Here is a 17,826-nt window from a genome sequence, read left to right as displayed (position 1 = left end):
AGGTTTAAAAACGTAATATTAAGAATTTTAAAAAGAGAAATTATGAAAAGTAAAATTTTAATAGTATTTGCAATTTTGGTACTATTTTCGTGTCAGAACAAAGATAAAAAAGACGAAAAAAGTATCATTAAAACCATTGCCGAAGATACGTTGTCTAAAACAGTGGCAGGAACTGCGGATGTTAGCGATGCACCTCGAACGAGAGATAAAGCTGTAGAACTAATCCGTAAAGAATTACAGGTCTTATTAAAGAAAGATTTGCCGGCAATGACAAAAGAAGACAGATTTTTTTACTACGAAGCTTTTGATTTAAACAACGATAAAAAAGACGAATATTTCGTAGGTTTCTCTAATCCTTATTTCTGCGGAAGCGGAGGTTGCTCGGGATATATTCTAAACAATGATGGTAGTTTAATCAACAAGTTTACTGTAACTGATTTCCCGATTTTAGTGACAACTTCAGTATCCGATAAATTTTATGATCTTATATTTGAGACCGGAGGAAAATTTCATCTTATAAAAATGAAGAACGGTAAATATGCTTCAAATCCATCGGTTCAGGAAGTTTGGAAAGGTGAAGTTCCTAAAGAGAGTTCGAAGGTTTTGGATATTCAAGGGAAGAAATTAGTGGAGTATTCGTTTTAAAATAGAAAACCCCATAGTCCCGAAGCTTTGGAACTGTGGGGTTTATTTATAAATTTATCTTAGAGATATTTTTTATTGATCTATATAGCGCCATAAGTAGACCAGCTCCAAAAAATAATATTCCAGTGTATCCAATAATTGTTTTGATTAATTTATTTCCTCTTTTAAATTCTTCAGGATATAGAATGAGAAACAAGCAATTCAAAATAAATATCAGGCATCCAAAAAACATGGCAATATTCGTTTTAAACGTATTTTTATTTGTGTCAATTTTCTTTTCTTTTATAAGATAATAGATGTAGCCTAAACCTCCGAAGAAAAGAATAAAATTGACATATTCCATTCTTTTTTTAACTGCAACAGCTTTCGAAAAGTCTAATTCTTGATTTGTAAATGAATCAATAAATAAATACGCACCAAGTATTGTTAATAAAATAAATAAAGTATAAAGAAAGTAATTATTAATTTTTGACATAATTGTTTGTAAGTCATTAAATTTAAATAAAAAACCCAACAAATTTTTAAAAATTTATCGGGTTTGTATGGTTATCTTTTTAGTATTTTAGAAAGTGTTTGAGGATTTCGACGATTATCCCAAAATGCGATGACAATTAATTCATCAGTAGTTATTTTATAAAAGATGTTGTAATGTCCTAACGTTGAGGCACGAATATCTGAAAATTCAGTTTTAACATAAATTTCAGTATTGCTAACTATAAAATGAACTCTTTGAGCGATTTCGGATACTAGTTTTTGTGAATAAGTTTTTGATTTATTTCTTTTATTCCAGTAAGTCAATATTTTTCTTCTTTGAATAACAGCACTACTAGTCCAAACTATTTTGATAGCCATTCTAAATCTTCTTTGTCTAAATCTTCCTGAGAAATAACTCTTCCGTATTTTATATCTTCTTCACTTTCTCTAAGCATATCTAATTCGTATTGTTCAAATTGATAAACTTTAGAAGTATCTTCATTTTTTATGAGACTTCTTATTTTTTCAAGTAAGCTAATATCTTCAATGTTTTTGAGTTTATCAAATATTTCCAATTTAATTTCTAAAGTACTCATAATAGGGTGATTTATAATAGTCAAAGTTATGCAAATAAAATGAAAAACCCGATAAGTTTTAAGCCTATCGGGTTGTATTTATAATAGGATAAGACAAATCTATTCCACCAATTCAACAAACTTAAACTCACCTTCAACAGCAACTTTAGTCAAGCCATGTTTAGATAAGTTTTTCATAGACGCATCCCATTTTTTACCGCTTAAATTAGCAGTAATTTTTAATTGCTGAAGATCCATTTTATTTTCATTTCCTTTTAATAGATCTACGATAAATTTCTCCTCGTCAGAAAGTTCTATTGACGCTTGTTTTTTCTCAGGACGCATTTGCGGGAACAATAAAACTTCCTGAATAGACGCGTTATTAGTTAAATACATAATCAAACGATCCATACCAATTCCCATTCCGGATGTTGGAGGCATACCGTATTCAAGCGCTCTTAAAAAGTCTTCGTCGATAATACCATTTGCTTCATCATCACCTTTTTCAGACAAACGCATTTGATCTTCAAAACGCTCACGTTGATCAATTGGGTCATTTAATTCAGAATACGCATTTGCAATTTCTTTACCACAAACCATTAATTCAAAACGTTCTGTAAGTTCAGGATTATCACGGTGTTCTTTACATAAAGGCGACATTTCTTTTGGATAATCAGTAATGAAAGTTGGCTGAATATAATTTCCTTCGCATTTAGCACCAAAAATTTCATCAATCAGTTTTCCTTTCCCCATTGTTTTATTAACTTCAATTCCCATTCCTCTGGCAGCTTCAAACAACTCATCTTCATTTTTTCCTGAGATATCAAAACCAGTAAAATGTTTGATAGAATCCGTCATTGTAACACGAGCGTAAGGCGCTTTAAAGTTAATTTGGTGCTCGCCAAAAGTAACTTCGCTCGTTCCGTTTACAGCGATTGCACAATGCTCAAGTAAACCTTCAGCAAATTCCATCATCCAGTTGTAGTCTTTGTAGGCTACATATATTTCCATAGCGGTAAATTCAGGATTATGCGTTCTGTCCATACCTTCATTTCTAAAGTTTTTCGAGAATTCATAAACACCTTCAAAACCACCAACAATTAATCTTTTCAAATACAATTCGTTTGCGATACGCATGTAAAGCGGAATATCAAGCGAATTATGGTGCGTAGTAAAAGGTCTTGCCGCTGCACCACCCGGAATTGGTTGTAAAACCGGAGTTTCCACTTCAAGATATCCTGCATCGTTAAAATAACCACGCATAGCAGTGAATAACTTGGTACGTTTGATAAAGTTTTCTTTAACTTGTGGATTCACTGTTAAATCTACATAACGCATTCTGTAACGTAATTCAGGATCATTAAAAGCATCGTGAACGTTTCCATCTTCATCAACTTTAGGCAAAGGAAGCGGACGTAAAGTTTTACTCAAAAAAGTAAATCCGTCAACACGAATACATTGCGCGCCAACTTTAGTGGTGAATAATTCACCCTCGATACCAATAAAGTCACCTAAATCAGTCAGTTTTTTAAATACGGTGTTGTACAAAGTTTTATCATCACCAACACACAAAACATCGCGATTAACGTACAATTGCAAACGTCCTTCACTATCCTGCAATTCAGCAAAACAAGCTTTCCCCTGATCTCTCACGCTCATCAAACGTCCTGCAACAATAACCTTCTTACCTTCTTCAAAAGATTCCTTTATCTGCTTTGAAGTGTGATTTACAGGAAAAAGATTAGCGGGATAAGGATTGATTCCTAAGTTGCGTAAGTTTTGAAGTTTTTCTCTTCTGATGATTTCTTGTTCTGATAATGCCATTTTGTGCTCTTTTTTAAGTGTGCAAAGATAAAGAAAAGAATGTACACTTTTGAATGCAGTTTTTAGATTTTTTGCAGCATTAATTTTCGTGTTTTCAATTCCCTTTTGTCCCGCTATTCGCTTGTATCTTTTTTGCAGAAAAAGCAAAAAAGGATACCGCTGCTATCGGGGCTAGATTAGGAGTTTCTGTTTTTAAAAGTGGTTTTGGTTGGGGCGATTTGTCATTATGCAGCTTTTTTGTCACTTCGACGAAGGAGAAATCGCACTAAGAATCCCGCAAAGAAAATCGTCAATCTTTGTCGAGTTACGAGTGTGATTTACTTCATCTGTTCGTTATCGCTCGGGTCTCCTTCGTAGAAATTGACATACTAAACGAAAACATTCTTATGAAAATGATTGCCATAGCCCCGATAGAAGTGAAAATCCTTTTGTGGCGGGGTTCGCCACAAAAGATTGAAACGTCGCGATGCCTATCGGGAATCGGGATTAGCTCCTTGAAAAAAAAATGGGTTTATTATAGAATCGAAATGACGCACAGGATGATAATATTATATGTAAAAAAACAAACAAAAACCTCAGTATCTTAGCCACTCAAAACCTCAGAACCTTCAAAAAGAATGAAATACATTTTAATATTAATTTTACTAATTGTTTCTATAAGTTGCCAAATTACAGAAACCATAAACATAAATGAAGACGGAAGCGGAAGTATTGAAATTGATCAGCTTCGGAATGAAAATAGTTACATGCAAATGGCTGGAGAAAACTATTCCAGAGAAGAAACTTTTCAGAATACAACGTATGTTTTTCAGGAATATATCACAAAGTATAATGAGACATTTTTAAAATATACTCCGTTAGAACAACAATTATTTAAAAGCTATTCGAATGTAAAAGCACATATCAAAAAAAGCTCTTTCGAGAAAGAATTCCGAAATACATTTACTCAAAATTTCAGTAAAGTTTCAGATATTCCTGATTTGTATAAAACAGAACGTTATGCAAGTGATTTAAAAAACAATTATGCCTTAACAGCAGAAAATGATTATTTTAAAATAGAATATTCCTTTGATGGAAAAGTTTTTAAACGTTTAGTTTCGATTACAAATCAAAGCCAACTTCAAAAAGAAAAAGAGGAATTTAAAAAGTTAGGAGCTAAATATGATCCATTAAAACTAACACAATCCTATGTTTTACGATATCATTTTGTCGGGAAAATAAAATCAGTTTCAAATGAAAAAGCAATTCTCAGTTCAGATAAAAAAACAGTAACTGTAGAATTTCGTCTTTCAGATTGTATGCAAAATCCTGAAATGACAAGTTTAGAAGTTGTTTTAGAGTAGAAAAAACAGACTGTTTCATAGAATGACATTACAGGAATATAATGTTATTTGATATAAGATGAAACCAACAAAACTTATATATTAGCCTCTCAGAATTTTAAAACCTTCAAAAATGAAATATATTTCAATACTAATTTTACTAATTCTTTTTACAAGTTGTCATCTTACAGAAACCATTACTCTTAATGAAGACGGAAGCGGCCATATCGAACTTTCTCATATTCGTGATGAAAATAGTATTGATCAATTAGGAAGACCGGAAAATCCTAAACCGGAAAAATTTAGAGATACGATGTTTGTGTTTCAGGATTATATTAACATGTATCACAAAAATTTTGTAAAATTCAGTAAGTCTGACCAGGAAATATTACTTAAACATGCCAATGTTAAGCTACGTATAAAAGTAGATCCGGTTCATAGAGAACATTTTTATTTTACTACGTTTGATTTTAAGAAAGTAGAAGAAATACCAGATCTTATTGAAACTTTTAGCTTGTCAAACTCTCTAAAAGAAAATAATAAACTTATAAATCAGTTTTTTAAAATAAAATATGTTTTTGACGGATCTACTTTTAAAAGAGAGGTAACAATTGTCGATCAGGAAAAATTTGACAGACTAAAAAAACAATACGAATATCGGGAAAGAGCACTTCATAATCCTAAATTGGCACAGTCCTATACTTTACAATATAATTTTCCCAGAAAAATAAAATGGTTTTCAAATTCAAATGCTATTATAAGTTCCGATAAAAAGTCTCTTACATTAGAATTTAGACTTGTTGATTGTTTCGAAAATCCAGATATGACAAGTTTAGAAGTGGTTTTAGAATAATAGATTTAATATAAAATAGGTAAAAAAAGAGAATGAAGAAAATTTTAATTTGTTTGTTGATTGTTTTAGCGGTTTCATCCTGTACTATGAAGGAGAAAATGGTAATTAATGAGGATGGTTCAGGAACTTTTTTATATGGATTTGATTTGTCAGGGATATATAAATTTGGTTTTAAAAATAGTGACTCTCTAAAAAGACAAAAACCATTAGATACTGTTTTTACTTTCAAAGAGGTTTTTGCAAAACTAAAAGACAGCATTGCAAAATTACCGGAGACTGAAAAACAAAAAATAAAGATACTTGAAAAATTTAAAGTTAGTGTAAAAGCAAATGAAGCCGAAAAACAATTAAAATTTGACATGGAATATAACTTTCCGTCGATAGATAGTCTTAAAAATATGGTTTCGCCTTTTGAAAGTCTTGAAGCAATGCCAAAACTGGGACCTGGTAAAAAGTTAGGAGGTTTAAGTCCCGTTCCGGAAAAAGAAAATAAAAAGCCCATGTTTTCTTATAGTTATGATGGAAAAGTCTTCGAGAAAAAGATCCTGATTGCTGATAATTCTAAGAAATCAAATAAAAAGAAGGAAAAAGATAAAAATCCTGATAATGACTTTAGTAAAAAAATGGATGAGATTTTAAAGGAATGTAAATATTCAATAGAATATCATTTTCCAAAAAGAATAAAAACGGTTTCCTTAAAAAACGCAATATTATCAGACGATAAAAAAAGTTTTACTACGGAAATTTCAATGAAAGATTTTCCTAAGGATGATGAGTTAGGATTCAAAGTAATATTTGAAAATTAAGCCTAAGTTAAAGACAATAATTTTTTGAAATAGAGTTCGTATCTTTGATAAAAATTAGTCATATGAAATTATACAAATTACTTAGTTTTTCTTTTTTAATTGCAACATTAACAAGTTGTACAGTAACCGAAAATATGTACGTAAATGATAATGGAAACGGAAAATTTTCTGTAGATATTGATGGTTCATCATTAATGGCAATGGCTGGAGATCAGCTTGGTGATCAAATGGGAGCCGACGCTAAAAAAAATATAGATTCTACTTTTACCTTCAAACAATTATTTGAAGAGAAAAAAGACAGTATTGCAAAATTATCTCCTGAATCTCAAAAAGAACTTAAAAAACTGGAAAACTATACCGTAAATACTAAAATGAACGGAGAGAAAAAAGAATTTTTAATGGCATTTTCAACTGATTTTAAAAATGTAAACGAATTGCATGATGTATTGCAATCTTTGAGTGCATTACAAAAATTAGAAGGAGCGGGGAGTCCTGCAACACCTTTTGGGAATGGTCTCGGAAATAATAATAGTAATTTAAGCTATTCTTATGATGGAAAGAAATTTACACGTAAAGCATTAATTGACAAACAAAAACTAGCAGAAAAAGCAAAAGATTCTTCGGCGGATATGTCTAAAATGATTTTTGCTTCTTCCAGTTATACTATAAAATATCATTTTCCTAAAAAAGTAAAAAAAGTATCCAATCCAAGTGCTTTATTTAGTGAAGATCGAAAAACAATTACAATTCAATACCCTTTCACGGATTATATGGAGAATCCTGACAAACTGAACTTTGATGTTGAGTTTGAAAAATAATTAAAATGAATAAAAAAATTCAACTTCAGGATTTAGGAAGTAAAGATTATAAATCGACCTGGGAATATCAGGAAGAAATTTTTAAGGATATAGTCGACTTAAAAATCAAAAACAGAAGAGAAGAACTTGATTTAGAAACACCAAATTATTTACTTTTTGTAGAACATCCGCACGTTTACACATTAGGGAAAAGTGGCGATCTCGAAAATTTATTATTAAACGAAAAACAGCTCGAAGCCAAAGGAGCAACTTTTTATAAAATCAATCGTGGTGGAGATATCACGTATCACGGACCCGGACAAATTGTAGGTTATCCAATTTTGGACCTTGAAAATTTCTTTACGGATATTCACAAATACTTACGTTTTCTGGAGGAAGCTATTATTCTGACTCTGGAAGAATACGGTTTAAAATGCGGTAGGAGCGAAGGTGAAACAGGAGTTTGGCTGGATGCAGGAACTCCCTTTGCACGTAAAATTTGCGCACTTGGTGTACGTGCTTCGCGTTGGGTAACCATGCATGGATTTGCTCTGAATGTAAATGTAGATTTGGGTTACTTTGATAATATAATTCCGTGTGGAATACGCGGGAAAGGTGTTACTTCATTACAAGTTGAACTTGGCGTGGAAAAAGTTGATGAAGCTGAAGTAAAAGCCAAAATTGTGAAACATTTGACTCACTTGTTCGAAGCAGAATTTGTTTAAGAAAATTTCCTAAAACATAAAAGAGAATGAAAAATGCTGAAGAAAATAACAATTATAGAATTGCCGTTCCTTCAGCATTTGAAACTGTTTTTTCTCATTTCTATTTCGCCGAAAATAAAACGGCTTTTCCCATAACAAAAACCTTGTTACCGAGTTTTCAAACCATTCTGGTTTTTAATTTTGGAACAAAACCTACTTTAAAATCAAGTCAGAATACAATTTTACAAGTTGAAAAATGTATTGTATTAGGTCCCATAAAACAAGCTTTTGACTATACTCTAGAACCCAATTCGCAGATTTTAGTTGCCAATTTTAAAAAAGATGCTTTTTACAGATTCTTTGGTAATGCACTTCTCACTCATTCTTTGCCCATTCATCCTGACGCATCAATTACTGAAAATTGTTTTGCCACTTTATGGGAAGAATTGAAAATAATTTCAAACATAAAACAACGAGTCGATTATATATTAGAATTTTGTAAACCTTATTTAGGGGAACAAAATTTAGTCACTACACTTTTAGCTAATTTTAAAGAAGAAGCTTTAGATCCAATTAAAACAATAGCTTCAAAAATGAATCAGAGTGAAAGAAATATTCAGCTCAATCAGAAAAAGTTTTTTGGCCACACCATGAAAGAAATCAATCGTTATGAAAGATTTTTAAAAGCGGTTGAGTTAGTCCAAAAAAGTGCGGCTGTTGCAGAAAAAACCGATTGGATTTTTATAGTGGATCAATGTGGTTATTATGATCAAAGTCAGTTGATACATGACTTTAAATATTATATGAATATTTCTCCAACAAAATTTTTGAAATTTCAGAATGATATTTGCGGTTCAAGAGCAATGTAAAAACTCTCATTTCGTTTTCTTACAATTGTACTCAAACCTTGCGTTCTACATTTGTCATGTTAATCTTTAAAAATAGAAAACATGAAAAATTTAATTGTATACGCACATCCAAATCCGGCAAGTTTAAATCATTTCTTCAAACAAACTGTCTTTGAAAGTCTTCAGAAATCCGGACAAGAAATTGTCGTACGTGATTTAAATCAAATTAATTTTAATCCGGTTTTATCTCTTGATGATATGCACGGACAAAGAATGGGGCAAATTGCTAATGATGTTAAAACAGAACAAGATTTTATTACTTGGGCGGATCGAATTATTTTTATTTACCCAATTTGGTGGACTGGAATGCCTGCGATTATGAAAGGTTATATCGATCGTGTATTCAGTTATGGATTTGCTTACAGATATGATCAAGGTGTTCAAAAAGGATTATTGACAGGAAAACAAACAATCATTGTCAATTCGCACGGAAAATCAAATGCGGAATATGTAGCAATAGGAATGAATAAAGCTTTAGTCTTAACTTCAGACACAGGAATTTTTACTTATTGTGGATTAGAAATTGAAAAGCATTTTTATTTTGACAAAGCTGATAAAGCTTCTGAGGAAAATGTATTGGAATGGGAAAACGAATTGATTTCGGTTTTAAAACAAAATCAACTCATAATTTAAAATTCTAATTCCAGTTGCTCCGGCAAGAGTCTAAAACTCATTCGGTGGTATTTTGTAGTTCCGTATTTTTTAATGGCTTCCCGATGTTGTTTAGTTGGATAACCTTTATTTTGTTTCCAATTGTACATCGGGAATTCTTCATGAATTTTATCCATATATTCATCGCGATATGTTTTTGCTAAAACTGAAGCTGCGGCAATGCTTAAAAATTTGGCATCACCTTTTATTATACATTGATTAGGTATAGATTTCAGTAATTCTATTTCTGTTAGAGAAAATTGCTTCCCAAAACTATTTTTCAAACCTAATTTGGAGTTTAGAGCGCGATTGCCATCTACGATAACAAATTCAGGAATTTGATTTAATTTTAAAATACATTCGTGCATTCCTTTCATAGAAGCATTTAATATATTGATTTCATCAATTTCCTCAGCATGCAAATGCGTTACTGAATAACAAACTGCATGTTGTTCTATAATTGGTTTTAATAATTCTCTTGTTTTTTCAGACAACTGTTTACTGTCATTTAAAATATGATTGTCAAAATCAGCGGGTAAAATTACGGCAGCAGCGGTTACAGGCCCGGCAAGACAACCACGACCAGCTTCATCTGTTCCTGTTTCCAGAATAAAACCTGAAAAATTTTTAGCAAGCATTTTTTTTTCGCAAATATTATGAAATTTTCTGTTGTTCGGCTAAAATTTTTACTGAAAATTTAATTTTTAACTAAGTTGACTTTTGCTTAGCAAAATATTAAATCGAAAAAAATCAGAAACCATATTTATAGTCTACATTATTTTTTAGGAAGGGTAAAAAAATTATCGAATGGAATCAAACATATTTCAGTGAAAAATATTTATTGCTGCAAATTTTTCTTAAGATTATATTTGATTTTATATTTCAAATAAGGATTTCTACTTCTGATGAAATGAAAAAATATTTAAATATTGAGTTAAACATGGAGGTTCAGCCTATTTTTTTTATGTTTTTAAGAATAAATCTGACAATTTTTTTAAAAACATGATTTTATTGACAAAATATTATAAAAAATATGTTTTGTTGTTTTTGATAATTGCTTAGGAATTATCAAAAAACCAAAAAAGACTATCGTTTTAGTGATCTTAATAAAAGATTCCTCTCTTTTTTACTAAGTTAATCAATTAGCATTGCTTGTTGTTAAAATTATGTTAATGAAATAGTTTTGGTAAAATTGAATTTTTGATAAATTTTAAAGAATATAACTATTAAAAATGAAGAAACTTATGCTTTTTATGAATGATGTTAATAGATGTTTAATAATTTAGATTAAAATTAAGTTAAAATGATTTGGTGTTTTAAGAAATAATTAAGATGTTTGCCACATACTAATTCAAAATAAATTAAAATGAAATTAAAATTACAATGGATTTGTACGCTACTAATAGCGTTGTCTATGCAGTTTTCTTTCGCTCAGGAGAGAACTGTTACTGGGAAAGTCTCTGATAAGACAGGAGTAATTCCAGGAGTAAATGTTGCTGTGAAAGGATCAAAGGCAACTACTCAAACAGATTTTGACGGAAGTTATTCTGTTAAAGCAAAAACTGGTGATGTGTTAGTTTTTTCATATGTAGGTATGAATAACAAACAAATTACTGTTGGTACTTCAAACACGGTAAATGTTGAATTGGAGTCTGAGGCCCAATTAATGAATGAGGTTGTGGTTGTTGGTTACGGTGTACAAAAGAGAAAAGAAGTAACCGGTTCTATTTCTAAAATTGCTGGAAAAGACATTGCTAACTTAGTGACTCCAAGTTTCGAGGGTGTTTTAGCCGGTAGAGCAACAGGAGTTCAGGTATTAACTAATACAGGTCTTATTGGAGCTGCTCCAAAAATTAGAATTAGAGGTATTGGATCTATTTCTGGAAGTACAGAGCCTTTAATTGTAGTAGATGGTATTCCTATCTATTCAGGTGATATTGGTGGTGTGTCAGCTACAAATGGTTTGGCAGATATCAACCCTGAAGATATTGAATCTTTTGATATTTTAAAAGATGGTGCTGCAACGGCTATTTATGGTTCTAGAGCTGCTAATGGTGTAATCTTGATTACTACTAAAAGTGGAAAAAAAGGTTCTTTAAAAGTAAGTTATTCAAGTGTTTTTGGTGTTGCTAGTGCAACTAAAAAATATGATTTATTACAAACACCTGATTTTATTACTATTTCTAATGAGAAAAGATCAAATTTAACTCCAGCTGGTACTCCTTGGGCTGTAGGTAATACTTATAATACAGACTGGCAAAGTGCTGTTTTAAGAAATGCTCCCCAAACTACTCATAATCTTAATTTTAGTGGAGGTTCTGAGAAAACGAAATACTATTTATCTTTAGGAATTACAGATTTAGATGGTATCAATTTATCTAATAGTATGAAAAAATATTCTGTTAGAGCTAATATTGATCAGGACATTAACAGATGGTTAAGTATTGGTACAAATTTAAATGTAAACAGAACAGAGTATAATGGATTGAATAGTAATGCAAGTGGTTTGTCAGGTAATATTTTTAATACAATCAGACAATTGCCAAATACACCTATTTATGATGCTCTTGATCCAACAGGTTATAATCTTTCTTCAAACAATGCAACAGTTGGTCAATGGGAGAATTTAGCTCCTGCGGGAGATAATATTACAAATATTCTGTATGTTCTTGATCATAATAAATATCAATCAACTACAACGAGAATTATTGCAAGTGTATTTGCAAATGCAAAAATTACTTCTGATTTAAGTTATAAATTACAAGTTAGTGCAGATAATGCTTCAACAGATGGTTTTCAATATTGGAACCCTGTTCATGGAGACGGACGTGGATCAAACGGAATTTTGTACCAGGAAAATAGAAATCTTTTGAGATGGAACTGGCAAAATATTTTGAACTATAAGCATACTTTTGCTGAGGACCATAATATTGGTGTAACAGGTGTTGCTGAATATCAAAAATCAAAAGACAAAACATTATGGGGTCAGGGAAGTGATATTATAAGTGATTTCTTCGATAAAAATTTAGTAAATAATAGTTTTAATACTAAAGATACGGGCGGTGGTATTTCTGAAAAAGGAATTATATCATACTTAGGTCGTGCGACATACAACTATAAAGAGAAATATTTTATTCAGGGATCTATTAGACGTGATGGAATTTCTCAGTTTGAATCGGATGTTAGATATCATAATTTCCCAGGAGTTTCTGCTGGTTGGACAGTTTCTAAAGAAAGCTTCATGGAAGGGATTAGCAATGTAGTTTCTGATTTGAAATTCAGAGGATCTTATTCTGAAGTTGGTAACGTTGATGTATTAAACCAAGCTGCTTATCCTTCAAAAGATTTGACAATTGGTTCGCCATACGCTGGTTCTAATGGAATTGGTTATTATCAATTTGGAAATCCTTTGTTACAATGGGAAACTTCAACTAAAATTGACTACGGAGTAGATTTAGGTTTGTTTAACAACAGATTGACTTTAGCTTTTGATTATTATAAAAATGATATTGATAATTTAGTTTTGGCTGCGCCAACTCCTCCTTCTATCGGTATTCCAAATAATACAATTAACCAAAACGTTGGTAAAATGTACAACGAAGGATATGAGTTTGCTGCTAGTTTTAAAGCAATTAACAATACAAACTTTACATGGGATGTTTCTACTAATGTAACACTTACTAAAAATAAGGTTACTGCTTTATATGGTGGGCAACCAATCGTAGGTGGTTCATCTACAGATATAAATATTGCACCTAATATTATTATTAAAGAGGGAGAATCAATCAACTCTTTATATGGTTTTGAATATTGGGGAGTTAATAAAGCAAACGGTAATCCAGTTTATTACAAAGCAGATGGTAGTTTAGTACAGGGTAACCTTAATACAGGTACTTATTTTAAATATGACCAAAATAATCCTGGGATGGCATTAGTTGCTAATGATCCTTTAACTTCTTCTTCTTTAGGAACTGCAGATAAGAAAATTTTAGGAAATTCATTGCCAACATATTATGGGTCATTTACTTCTAGCATGAAATACAAAAATCTTGACTTTGGTTTTATGTTTAGATTTAGTGGAGGAAATAAAATTTTTAACTCAACAAGAAGAGAGTTAATGAACCAAAACTTTAATAATAACGGTACTGAGATTTTAGGAAGATGGCAAAGTGCTGATAATCCTGGAGATGGATGGACACCAAAATTAATGGCAAGTTCAAATACATTTACAAATCTTTCAGGAAGTGCTAGTACTCGTTTTGTTGAAAAAGGTGATTTTATTTCACTTGATAATATTAGTATTGGTTATACATTGCCTAAAATGTTGATGGATAAAATTGGAGTTGATACTTTTAGACTTTTTGTTCAGGCACAAAATATCTGGTTGATTTCAGACTATAAAGGTATAAACCCTGAAATGGAAACATCTGGAGTAGATGTTAATGGTACACCACGTGCTAAAGTGATATCAGTTGGATTAAATGTAAGTTTATAATAAAAATATATGAAAAATATAATAAAAACAATTCTACTTTCTGTAGTTGTACTCGGGATGAGCTCATGTACAGAAGAAAAAATATTGGATTTAAAACCAGTAAACAATATTCTAAGTCCTGATGCTTTTACAACTCCTACGTTGATTGCAACATACATGAATGGAGTTTACAACGCTGCAGCTATCGGACAATATAACGCTGCACCAACTAGTCCAAATGGTGGTAGAGGTTACGTTTGGGGAGCTGCGTTTGTAGAACAAGGTGAAACAAGAGGTGAAGATGTTGTAAATATGGCGACTTTTTACGAGTTAACATACAAGGCAACTTATGATCCAACAACTCCTAATAACGTTTACTACTGGGTTGATGGTTACAGATTGATCAACAGATGTAATATCATGATCGAGGGAACAACAGAGGCAGCTGCTAAAGGTGTAATTACTCAGGCTGTTGCTAATGATTATATTGGACAAGCTAAATTTTTAAGAGCTATTACACATTTAGAATTACTTACTTATTTTGCAAGACCGTATAATTATACAGCTGGTGCTACTCATCCTGGTATTCCTTATAGAGAAGTAGGGGTTAATACAAGTGAGGAAATTGCAACAGAATCTGCAAAACCAAGAAATACTGTTGGTGAAGTTTATGCAAAAGTTTTGGCTGATTTAAACTCTGCTGAAACTCTAATTACTACTGGTAGTTCAACTGCATTTGCTTCAAGAGTTGTTGGAAGAGCATCTAAATGGGCTGCAATCGCTTTCAAAACCAGACTTTATCTTCAAAAGAGAGATTGGGCAAATGTAATTTTTGAAGGAAACAAATTAACTGGAGCTTTTGCATTAACTGCTGATCCATATGCTCCGTTTCAAAATACTACAAGTGTTGTACCTAGTAACTCAGAGTCTATTTTTTCTATTCAACATTCTGCTACAGCTAATCCAGGAGTAAATGCTTCTTTGCCTAGTGTATTAAAAAATAGAGCTTTAGTTTGTATTAGTCCAATTCTTTGGAGAGATAAGGAATGGTTAGCTGATGATAAACGAAGAGAAGATGGAAAATTTATCTATACTGCGGCTGGTATTAAATATACTAATAAGTACACAGATATTACTAACCAGACAGATGCTGCTCCAGTTGTTAGATATGCTGAAGTAGTTTTGAATATGGCTGAGGCTCAGGCTCGCTTATCAAATCCAACAACTGCTTTAACTTTGTTAAACTCTGTAAGAAACAGATCTTTAGCTAATCCAATAGCAACTCCTACTAATCCAATCGGGCAGGCTTATACTGCTGCTTCTTTTACTACAGATGCTGCTTTGGTTGCTGCTATTCTTAAAGAAAGAAGAATTGAATTTTTACAAGAAGGACGTAGATGGACAGATATTCATAGATTGCAAGGAGATCCAATAGTATCAGTTGCTATCGATGGAATTCCTGCAAAATATGCTAGTGCTACTCCTGCTGTTGCTGCATATGTACTAACAAATAGTTTTGTTGTTACGACTTCTATTGCTGCTATTAAAGGTGATGACTATAAATTTTTATGGCCAATACCACAAATTGAATTGAATACTAATCCAGGTTTAGGACAAAATCCAATCTGGTAGTGTAAAAATAAATATTTTGATTTTTTTGAAAACCCTCAACCACTTTTATGGTTGGGGGTTTTTGCTTATATATGATGTTTTGAAAAAAACTCTCAATAACAATGATTTGTTTTTTTATACGTTTTTATCTTTTACCTTTGCTTGACAAATTTTACCGAAATAATTACATATAAAGCCATCAAATGAGAATACTCTTTTTTCTATATCTATTAGTTGTACCAACTTTATTGTTTTCTCAGGAAAAAACTACTCCTAAAAATAATTTGGATATGAATACAAAATATTCAAGTATAACAGATACTCTAAAAAAGAAAAAAGCAAAAATTGCAACAATAGATCAATATCAGATTATTACGCTGGAGCATGACACAACTTATGTTGATACTTCGCTAACACTAAAAAGTGCTTATAAACAAAACCACCTTCGTAAAGATGATTTTGGACTTTTGGCTTTTTCAAACATCGGGCAAACTTTTAATATTTTACAATACAGTCTGACTAATTTTTCTCCTTATCCTGAAATTGGTTTTAGTGGTAAACATTTTAATTATATGGAGGCTGATCAAATCAATTATTATTCTGTAGCCACTCCATTGACAGAGTTATTCTTTAATACAACTATTAATAAAGGTCAAAACGTTGATTCATTTATAACATTAAATACATCTAAAAATCTTAATTTTTCTATAGCTTATAAAGGATTACGTTCAGAGGGAGATTATATTAATCAATTAGTTAGTGCAGGAAATTTTAGGTTTACAACAAGTTATGCTACAACAAACAGAAGATATGCTATAAATGCACATTATACCTATCAGGATATTTCGAACGAAGAAAACGGTGGAATAACCACGCCTTCGGATTTTGAAAGTGATAATAAGGATTATAAAAACCGTCAGAGATTACAAGTGTACTTAACAGATGCAAAATCATTTTTAAAAGGAAGACGTTTATTTTTTGATCATGCTTTTAGAATAAATCCAACGGATGGAAGTAATAATCTATACGTAACACATCAATTTAATTACGAAAATAAATTTTTTGAATACAATCAAGCTACTGTCTTGTCAACGGTTGGTAGTTCTACACCCGTACAAAGATTTGGAGAATCATATGTTACTCAGGGAATAAATGATCAGACACATTATGAAAGATTATACAATAAAGTAGGAGTGGCCTATGAAAATTCTCTTTTAGGTAAATTTAATTTTTTTGTAGATGATTACAGATCCAATTATGAATACGGAAGAATTATCATAAAAGACAGTGGTAAAACAGTAATACCGGATAATTTATTTCTTCAAATTAATAATGTAGGCGGACAATATGAATATCAAAAAAACAAATGGAACGGACGTTTTTTATATTCAAGATCAATTACAAGTCAATCATTGTCAAATTTAGATGCTAAGCTGAGATATGATTGGAATGAAAAGGTTCAATTTGATTTTAGATATCGCAACATTAATAAATTGCCAAATAATAATTATAACTTATATCAAAGTAGTTACGTACAATATAATTGGTCAAATAGTTTTAAAAACGAAAAAATTAATTCATTAAGTGCCAGTGTTCTTACGCCTTGGTTAAATGCCGAAGTTCAATATACGGTTTTAAAAGATCATTTGTATTTTGCAGATGTTTCTTCTCCGGCACAAATTGCAGCAAATACACAAATTGTAAATCCGGCGCAATACGGAAATGCAATTAATTATTTAGAAATAAAAGCGAGCCGAGAATTTAAATTTGGTCCTTTTGCTTTAGACAACACATTATTATATCAAAAAGTAGATCAATCAGATTTGATTTTAAATGTACCAGATTTTGTCACAAGAAATACATTTTACTATTCAGGTCACTTTTTTAAGAAAGCATTGTTTATGCAAACCGGAATTGTTTTTAATTATTTTACAAAATATTACGGGAATGATTACAATCCGGTAATTGGAGAATTTTTTGTTCAAAAAGACAAAAAAATTGGAGGTTATCCATTATTTGATCTTTTTGTAAACGCCAGAATTCGTCAGACTCGATTTTATTTAAAAGCAGAACATATAAATGCTCTGTTTTCTAAAAGCGATTATTATTCGGCACCTAACAATCCTTATCGTGACTTTGTTATTCGATTTGGTTTGGTTTGGAATTTCTTCCAATAAAAAAA

The 17,826-nt window shown here is 31.3% G+C and carries 16 protein-coding genes; 11 read left to right on the top strand and 5 right to left on the bottom strand.

Going from position 1 to position 17,826, the window contains the following annotated elements; all coding sequences use genetic code 11:
- Positions 1-42 precede the first annotated feature (42 nt).
- Entirely contained in the window at positions 43-645 is a 603-nt protein-coding gene (locus KHA90_RS15370) for a hypothetical protein (protein WP_213302215.1), read from the top strand.
- A gap of 46 nt (positions 646-691) precedes the next feature.
- Here the strand turns inward: KHA90_RS15370 and KHA90_RS15365 are convergent, their stop codons facing one another.
- The 4 genes from KHA90_RS15365 to lysS form a co-directional block, all read right to left on the bottom strand.
- Entirely contained in the window at positions 692-1,120 is a 429-nt protein-coding gene (locus KHA90_RS15365; RefSeq protein WP_213302212.1) for a hypothetical protein, read from the bottom strand.
- A gap of 71 nt (positions 1,121-1,191) precedes the next feature.
- A complete protein-coding gene (locus tag KHA90_RS15360; protein WP_213302208.1) occupies positions 1,192-1,497 on the bottom strand; it encodes a type II toxin-antitoxin system RelE/ParE family toxin in 306 nt (101 codons plus the stop codon).
- Positions 1,482-1,715, bottom strand: a complete 234-nt coding sequence (locus tag KHA90_RS15355; RefSeq protein WP_213302206.1) for a hypothetical protein — start codon at positions 1,713-1,715, stop codon at positions 1,482-1,484. Before KHA90_RS15355 ends, KHA90_RS15360 begins: the two co-directional genes overlap by 16 nt.
- Before the next feature lie 99 nt (positions 1,716-1,814).
- Positions 1,815-3,518 (bottom strand): lysine--tRNA ligase, encoded by a 1,704-nt coding sequence (gene lysS / locus KHA90_RS15350; RefSeq protein ID WP_213302203.1) that lies wholly within the window; start codon positions 3,516-3,518, stop codon positions 1,815-1,817.
- A gap of 617 nt (positions 3,519-4,135) precedes the next feature.
- Here lysS and KHA90_RS15345 point away from each other — a divergent pair.
- The 7 genes from KHA90_RS15345 to KHA90_RS15315 all read left to right on the top strand — a co-directional run bounded on the left by KHA90_RS15345 (position 4,136) and on the right by KHA90_RS15315 (position 9,541).
- A complete protein-coding gene (locus KHA90_RS15345; protein WP_213302200.1) occupies positions 4,136-4,861 on the top strand; it encodes a hypothetical protein in 726 nt (241 codons plus the stop codon).
- Between the two features lie 112 nt (positions 4,862-4,973).
- Positions 4,974-5,693 carry a hypothetical protein gene (locus KHA90_RS15340; RefSeq protein WP_213302198.1) on the top strand — a complete coding sequence of 240 codons (720 nt, stop codon included), beginning with the start codon at positions 4,974-4,976 and terminating at the stop codon, positions 5,691-5,693.
- 32 nt (positions 5,694-5,725) lie between these two features.
- Positions 5,726-6,499, top strand: coding sequence for a hypothetical protein (locus KHA90_RS15335; protein WP_213302195.1), 774 nt, complete (start codon positions 5,726-5,728; stop codon positions 6,497-6,499).
- 62 nt (positions 6,500-6,561) lie between these two features.
- Positions 6,562-7,317, top strand: coding sequence for a hypothetical protein (locus tag KHA90_RS15330; protein WP_213302192.1), 756 nt, complete (start codon positions 6,562-6,564; stop codon positions 7,315-7,317).
- Positions 7,318-7,322: 5 nt separating this feature from the next.
- Positions 7,323-8,021 carry a lipoyl(octanoyl) transferase LipB gene (lipB, locus tag KHA90_RS15325; protein ID WP_213302189.1) on the top strand — a complete coding sequence of 233 codons (699 nt, stop codon included), beginning with the start codon at positions 7,323-7,325 and terminating at the stop codon, positions 8,019-8,021.
- Positions 8,022-8,047: 26 nt separating this feature from the next.
- Entirely contained in the window at positions 8,048-8,869 is an 822-nt protein-coding gene (locus tag KHA90_RS15320) for a helix-turn-helix transcriptional regulator (protein WP_213302186.1), read from the top strand.
- Positions 8,870-8,950: 81 nt separating this feature from the next.
- Positions 8,951-9,541, top strand: a complete 591-nt coding sequence (locus KHA90_RS15315) for an NAD(P)H-dependent oxidoreductase (protein WP_213302183.1) — start codon at positions 8,951-8,953, stop codon at positions 9,539-9,541.
- Here KHA90_RS15315 and KHA90_RS15310 read toward each other — a convergent pair.
- Entirely contained in the window at positions 9,538-10,197 is a 660-nt protein-coding gene (locus tag KHA90_RS15310) for a ribonuclease HII (protein ID WP_213302180.1), read from the bottom strand. The two genes, KHA90_RS15315 and KHA90_RS15310, sit on opposite strands and share 4 nt — an antisense overlap.
- Before the next feature lie 728 nt (positions 10,198-10,925).
- Between KHA90_RS15310 and KHA90_RS15305 the strand changes: the two genes are divergently transcribed.
- The 3 genes from KHA90_RS15305 (at position 10,926) to KHA90_RS15295 (ending at position 17,821) form a co-directional block, all read left to right on the top strand.
- A complete protein-coding gene (locus KHA90_RS15305; RefSeq protein WP_213302177.1) occupies positions 10,926-14,054 on the top strand; it encodes a SusC/RagA family TonB-linked outer membrane protein in 3,129 nt (1,042 codons plus the stop codon).
- Between the two features lie 9 nt (positions 14,055-14,063).
- Entirely contained in the window at positions 14,064-15,665 is a 1,602-nt protein-coding gene (locus KHA90_RS15300) for a RagB/SusD family nutrient uptake outer membrane protein (RefSeq protein WP_213302174.1), read from the top strand.
- Positions 15,666-15,847: 182 nt separating this feature from the next.
- The gene (locus KHA90_RS15295) at positions 15,848-17,821 is read left to right on the top strand and encodes a putative porin (RefSeq protein WP_213302170.1); all 1,974 of its coding nucleotides are present in this window, start codon (positions 15,848-15,850) and stop codon (positions 17,819-17,821) included.
- Positions 17,822-17,826 lie beyond the last annotated feature (5 nt).

This window comes from Flavobacterium psychroterrae (assembly GCF_018380615.1).
Taxonomy (GTDB): domain Bacteria; phylum Bacteroidota; class Bacteroidia; order Flavobacteriales; family Flavobacteriaceae; genus Flavobacterium; species Flavobacterium psychroterrae.
The sequence above is the reverse complement of the archived record's forward strand: the minus strand, read 5'-3'. Positions and strand labels throughout refer to the sequence as shown.

Coding starts and splice junctions, on each gene's coding strand:
- KHA90_RS15370 (WP_213302215.1), top strand. CDS start 43: ATGAAAAGTAAAATTTTAATAGTATTTGCAATTTTGGTACTATTTTCG.
- KHA90_RS15365 (WP_213302212.1), bottom strand. CDS start 1,120: ATGTCAAAAATTAATAATTACTTTCTTTATACTTTATTTATTTTATTA.
- KHA90_RS15360 (WP_213302208.1), bottom strand. CDS start 1,497: ATGGCTATCAAAATAGTTTGGACTAGTAGTGCTGTTATTCAAAGAAGA.
- KHA90_RS15355 (WP_213302206.1), bottom strand. CDS start 1,715: ATGAGTACTTTAGAAATTAAATTGGAAATATTTGATAAACTCAAAAAC.
- lysS (WP_213302203.1), bottom strand. CDS start 3,518: ATGGCATTATCAGAACAAGAAATCATCAGAAGAGAAAAACTTCAAAAC.
- KHA90_RS15345 (WP_213302200.1), top strand. CDS start 4,136: ATGAAATACATTTTAATATTAATTTTACTAATTGTTTCTATAAGTTGC.
- KHA90_RS15340 (WP_213302198.1), top strand. CDS start 4,974: ATGAAATATATTTCAATACTAATTTTACTAATTCTTTTTACAAGTTGT.
- KHA90_RS15335 (WP_213302195.1), top strand. CDS start 5,726: ATGAAGAAAATTTTAATTTGTTTGTTGATTGTTTTAGCGGTTTCATCC.
- KHA90_RS15330 (WP_213302192.1), top strand. CDS start 6,562: ATGAAATTATACAAATTACTTAGTTTTTCTTTTTTAATTGCAACATTA.
- lipB (WP_213302189.1), top strand. CDS start 7,323: ATGAATAAAAAAATTCAACTTCAGGATTTAGGAAGTAAAGATTATAAA.
- KHA90_RS15320 (WP_213302186.1), top strand. CDS start 8,048: ATGAAAAATGCTGAAGAAAATAACAATTATAGAATTGCCGTTCCTTCA.
- KHA90_RS15315 (WP_213302183.1), top strand. CDS start 8,951: ATGAAAAATTTAATTGTATACGCACATCCAAATCCGGCAAGTTTAAAT.
- KHA90_RS15310 (WP_213302180.1), bottom strand. CDS start 10,197: ATGCTTGCTAAAAATTTTTCAGGTTTTATTCTGGAAACAGGAACAGAT.
- KHA90_RS15305 (WP_213302177.1), top strand. CDS start 10,926: ATGAAATTAAAATTACAATGGATTTGTACGCTACTAATAGCGTTGTCT.
- KHA90_RS15300 (WP_213302174.1), top strand. CDS start 14,064: ATGAAAAATATAATAAAAACAATTCTACTTTCTGTAGTTGTACTCGGG.
- KHA90_RS15295 (WP_213302170.1), top strand. CDS start 15,848: ATGAGAATACTCTTTTTTCTATATCTATTAGTTGTACCAACTTTATTG.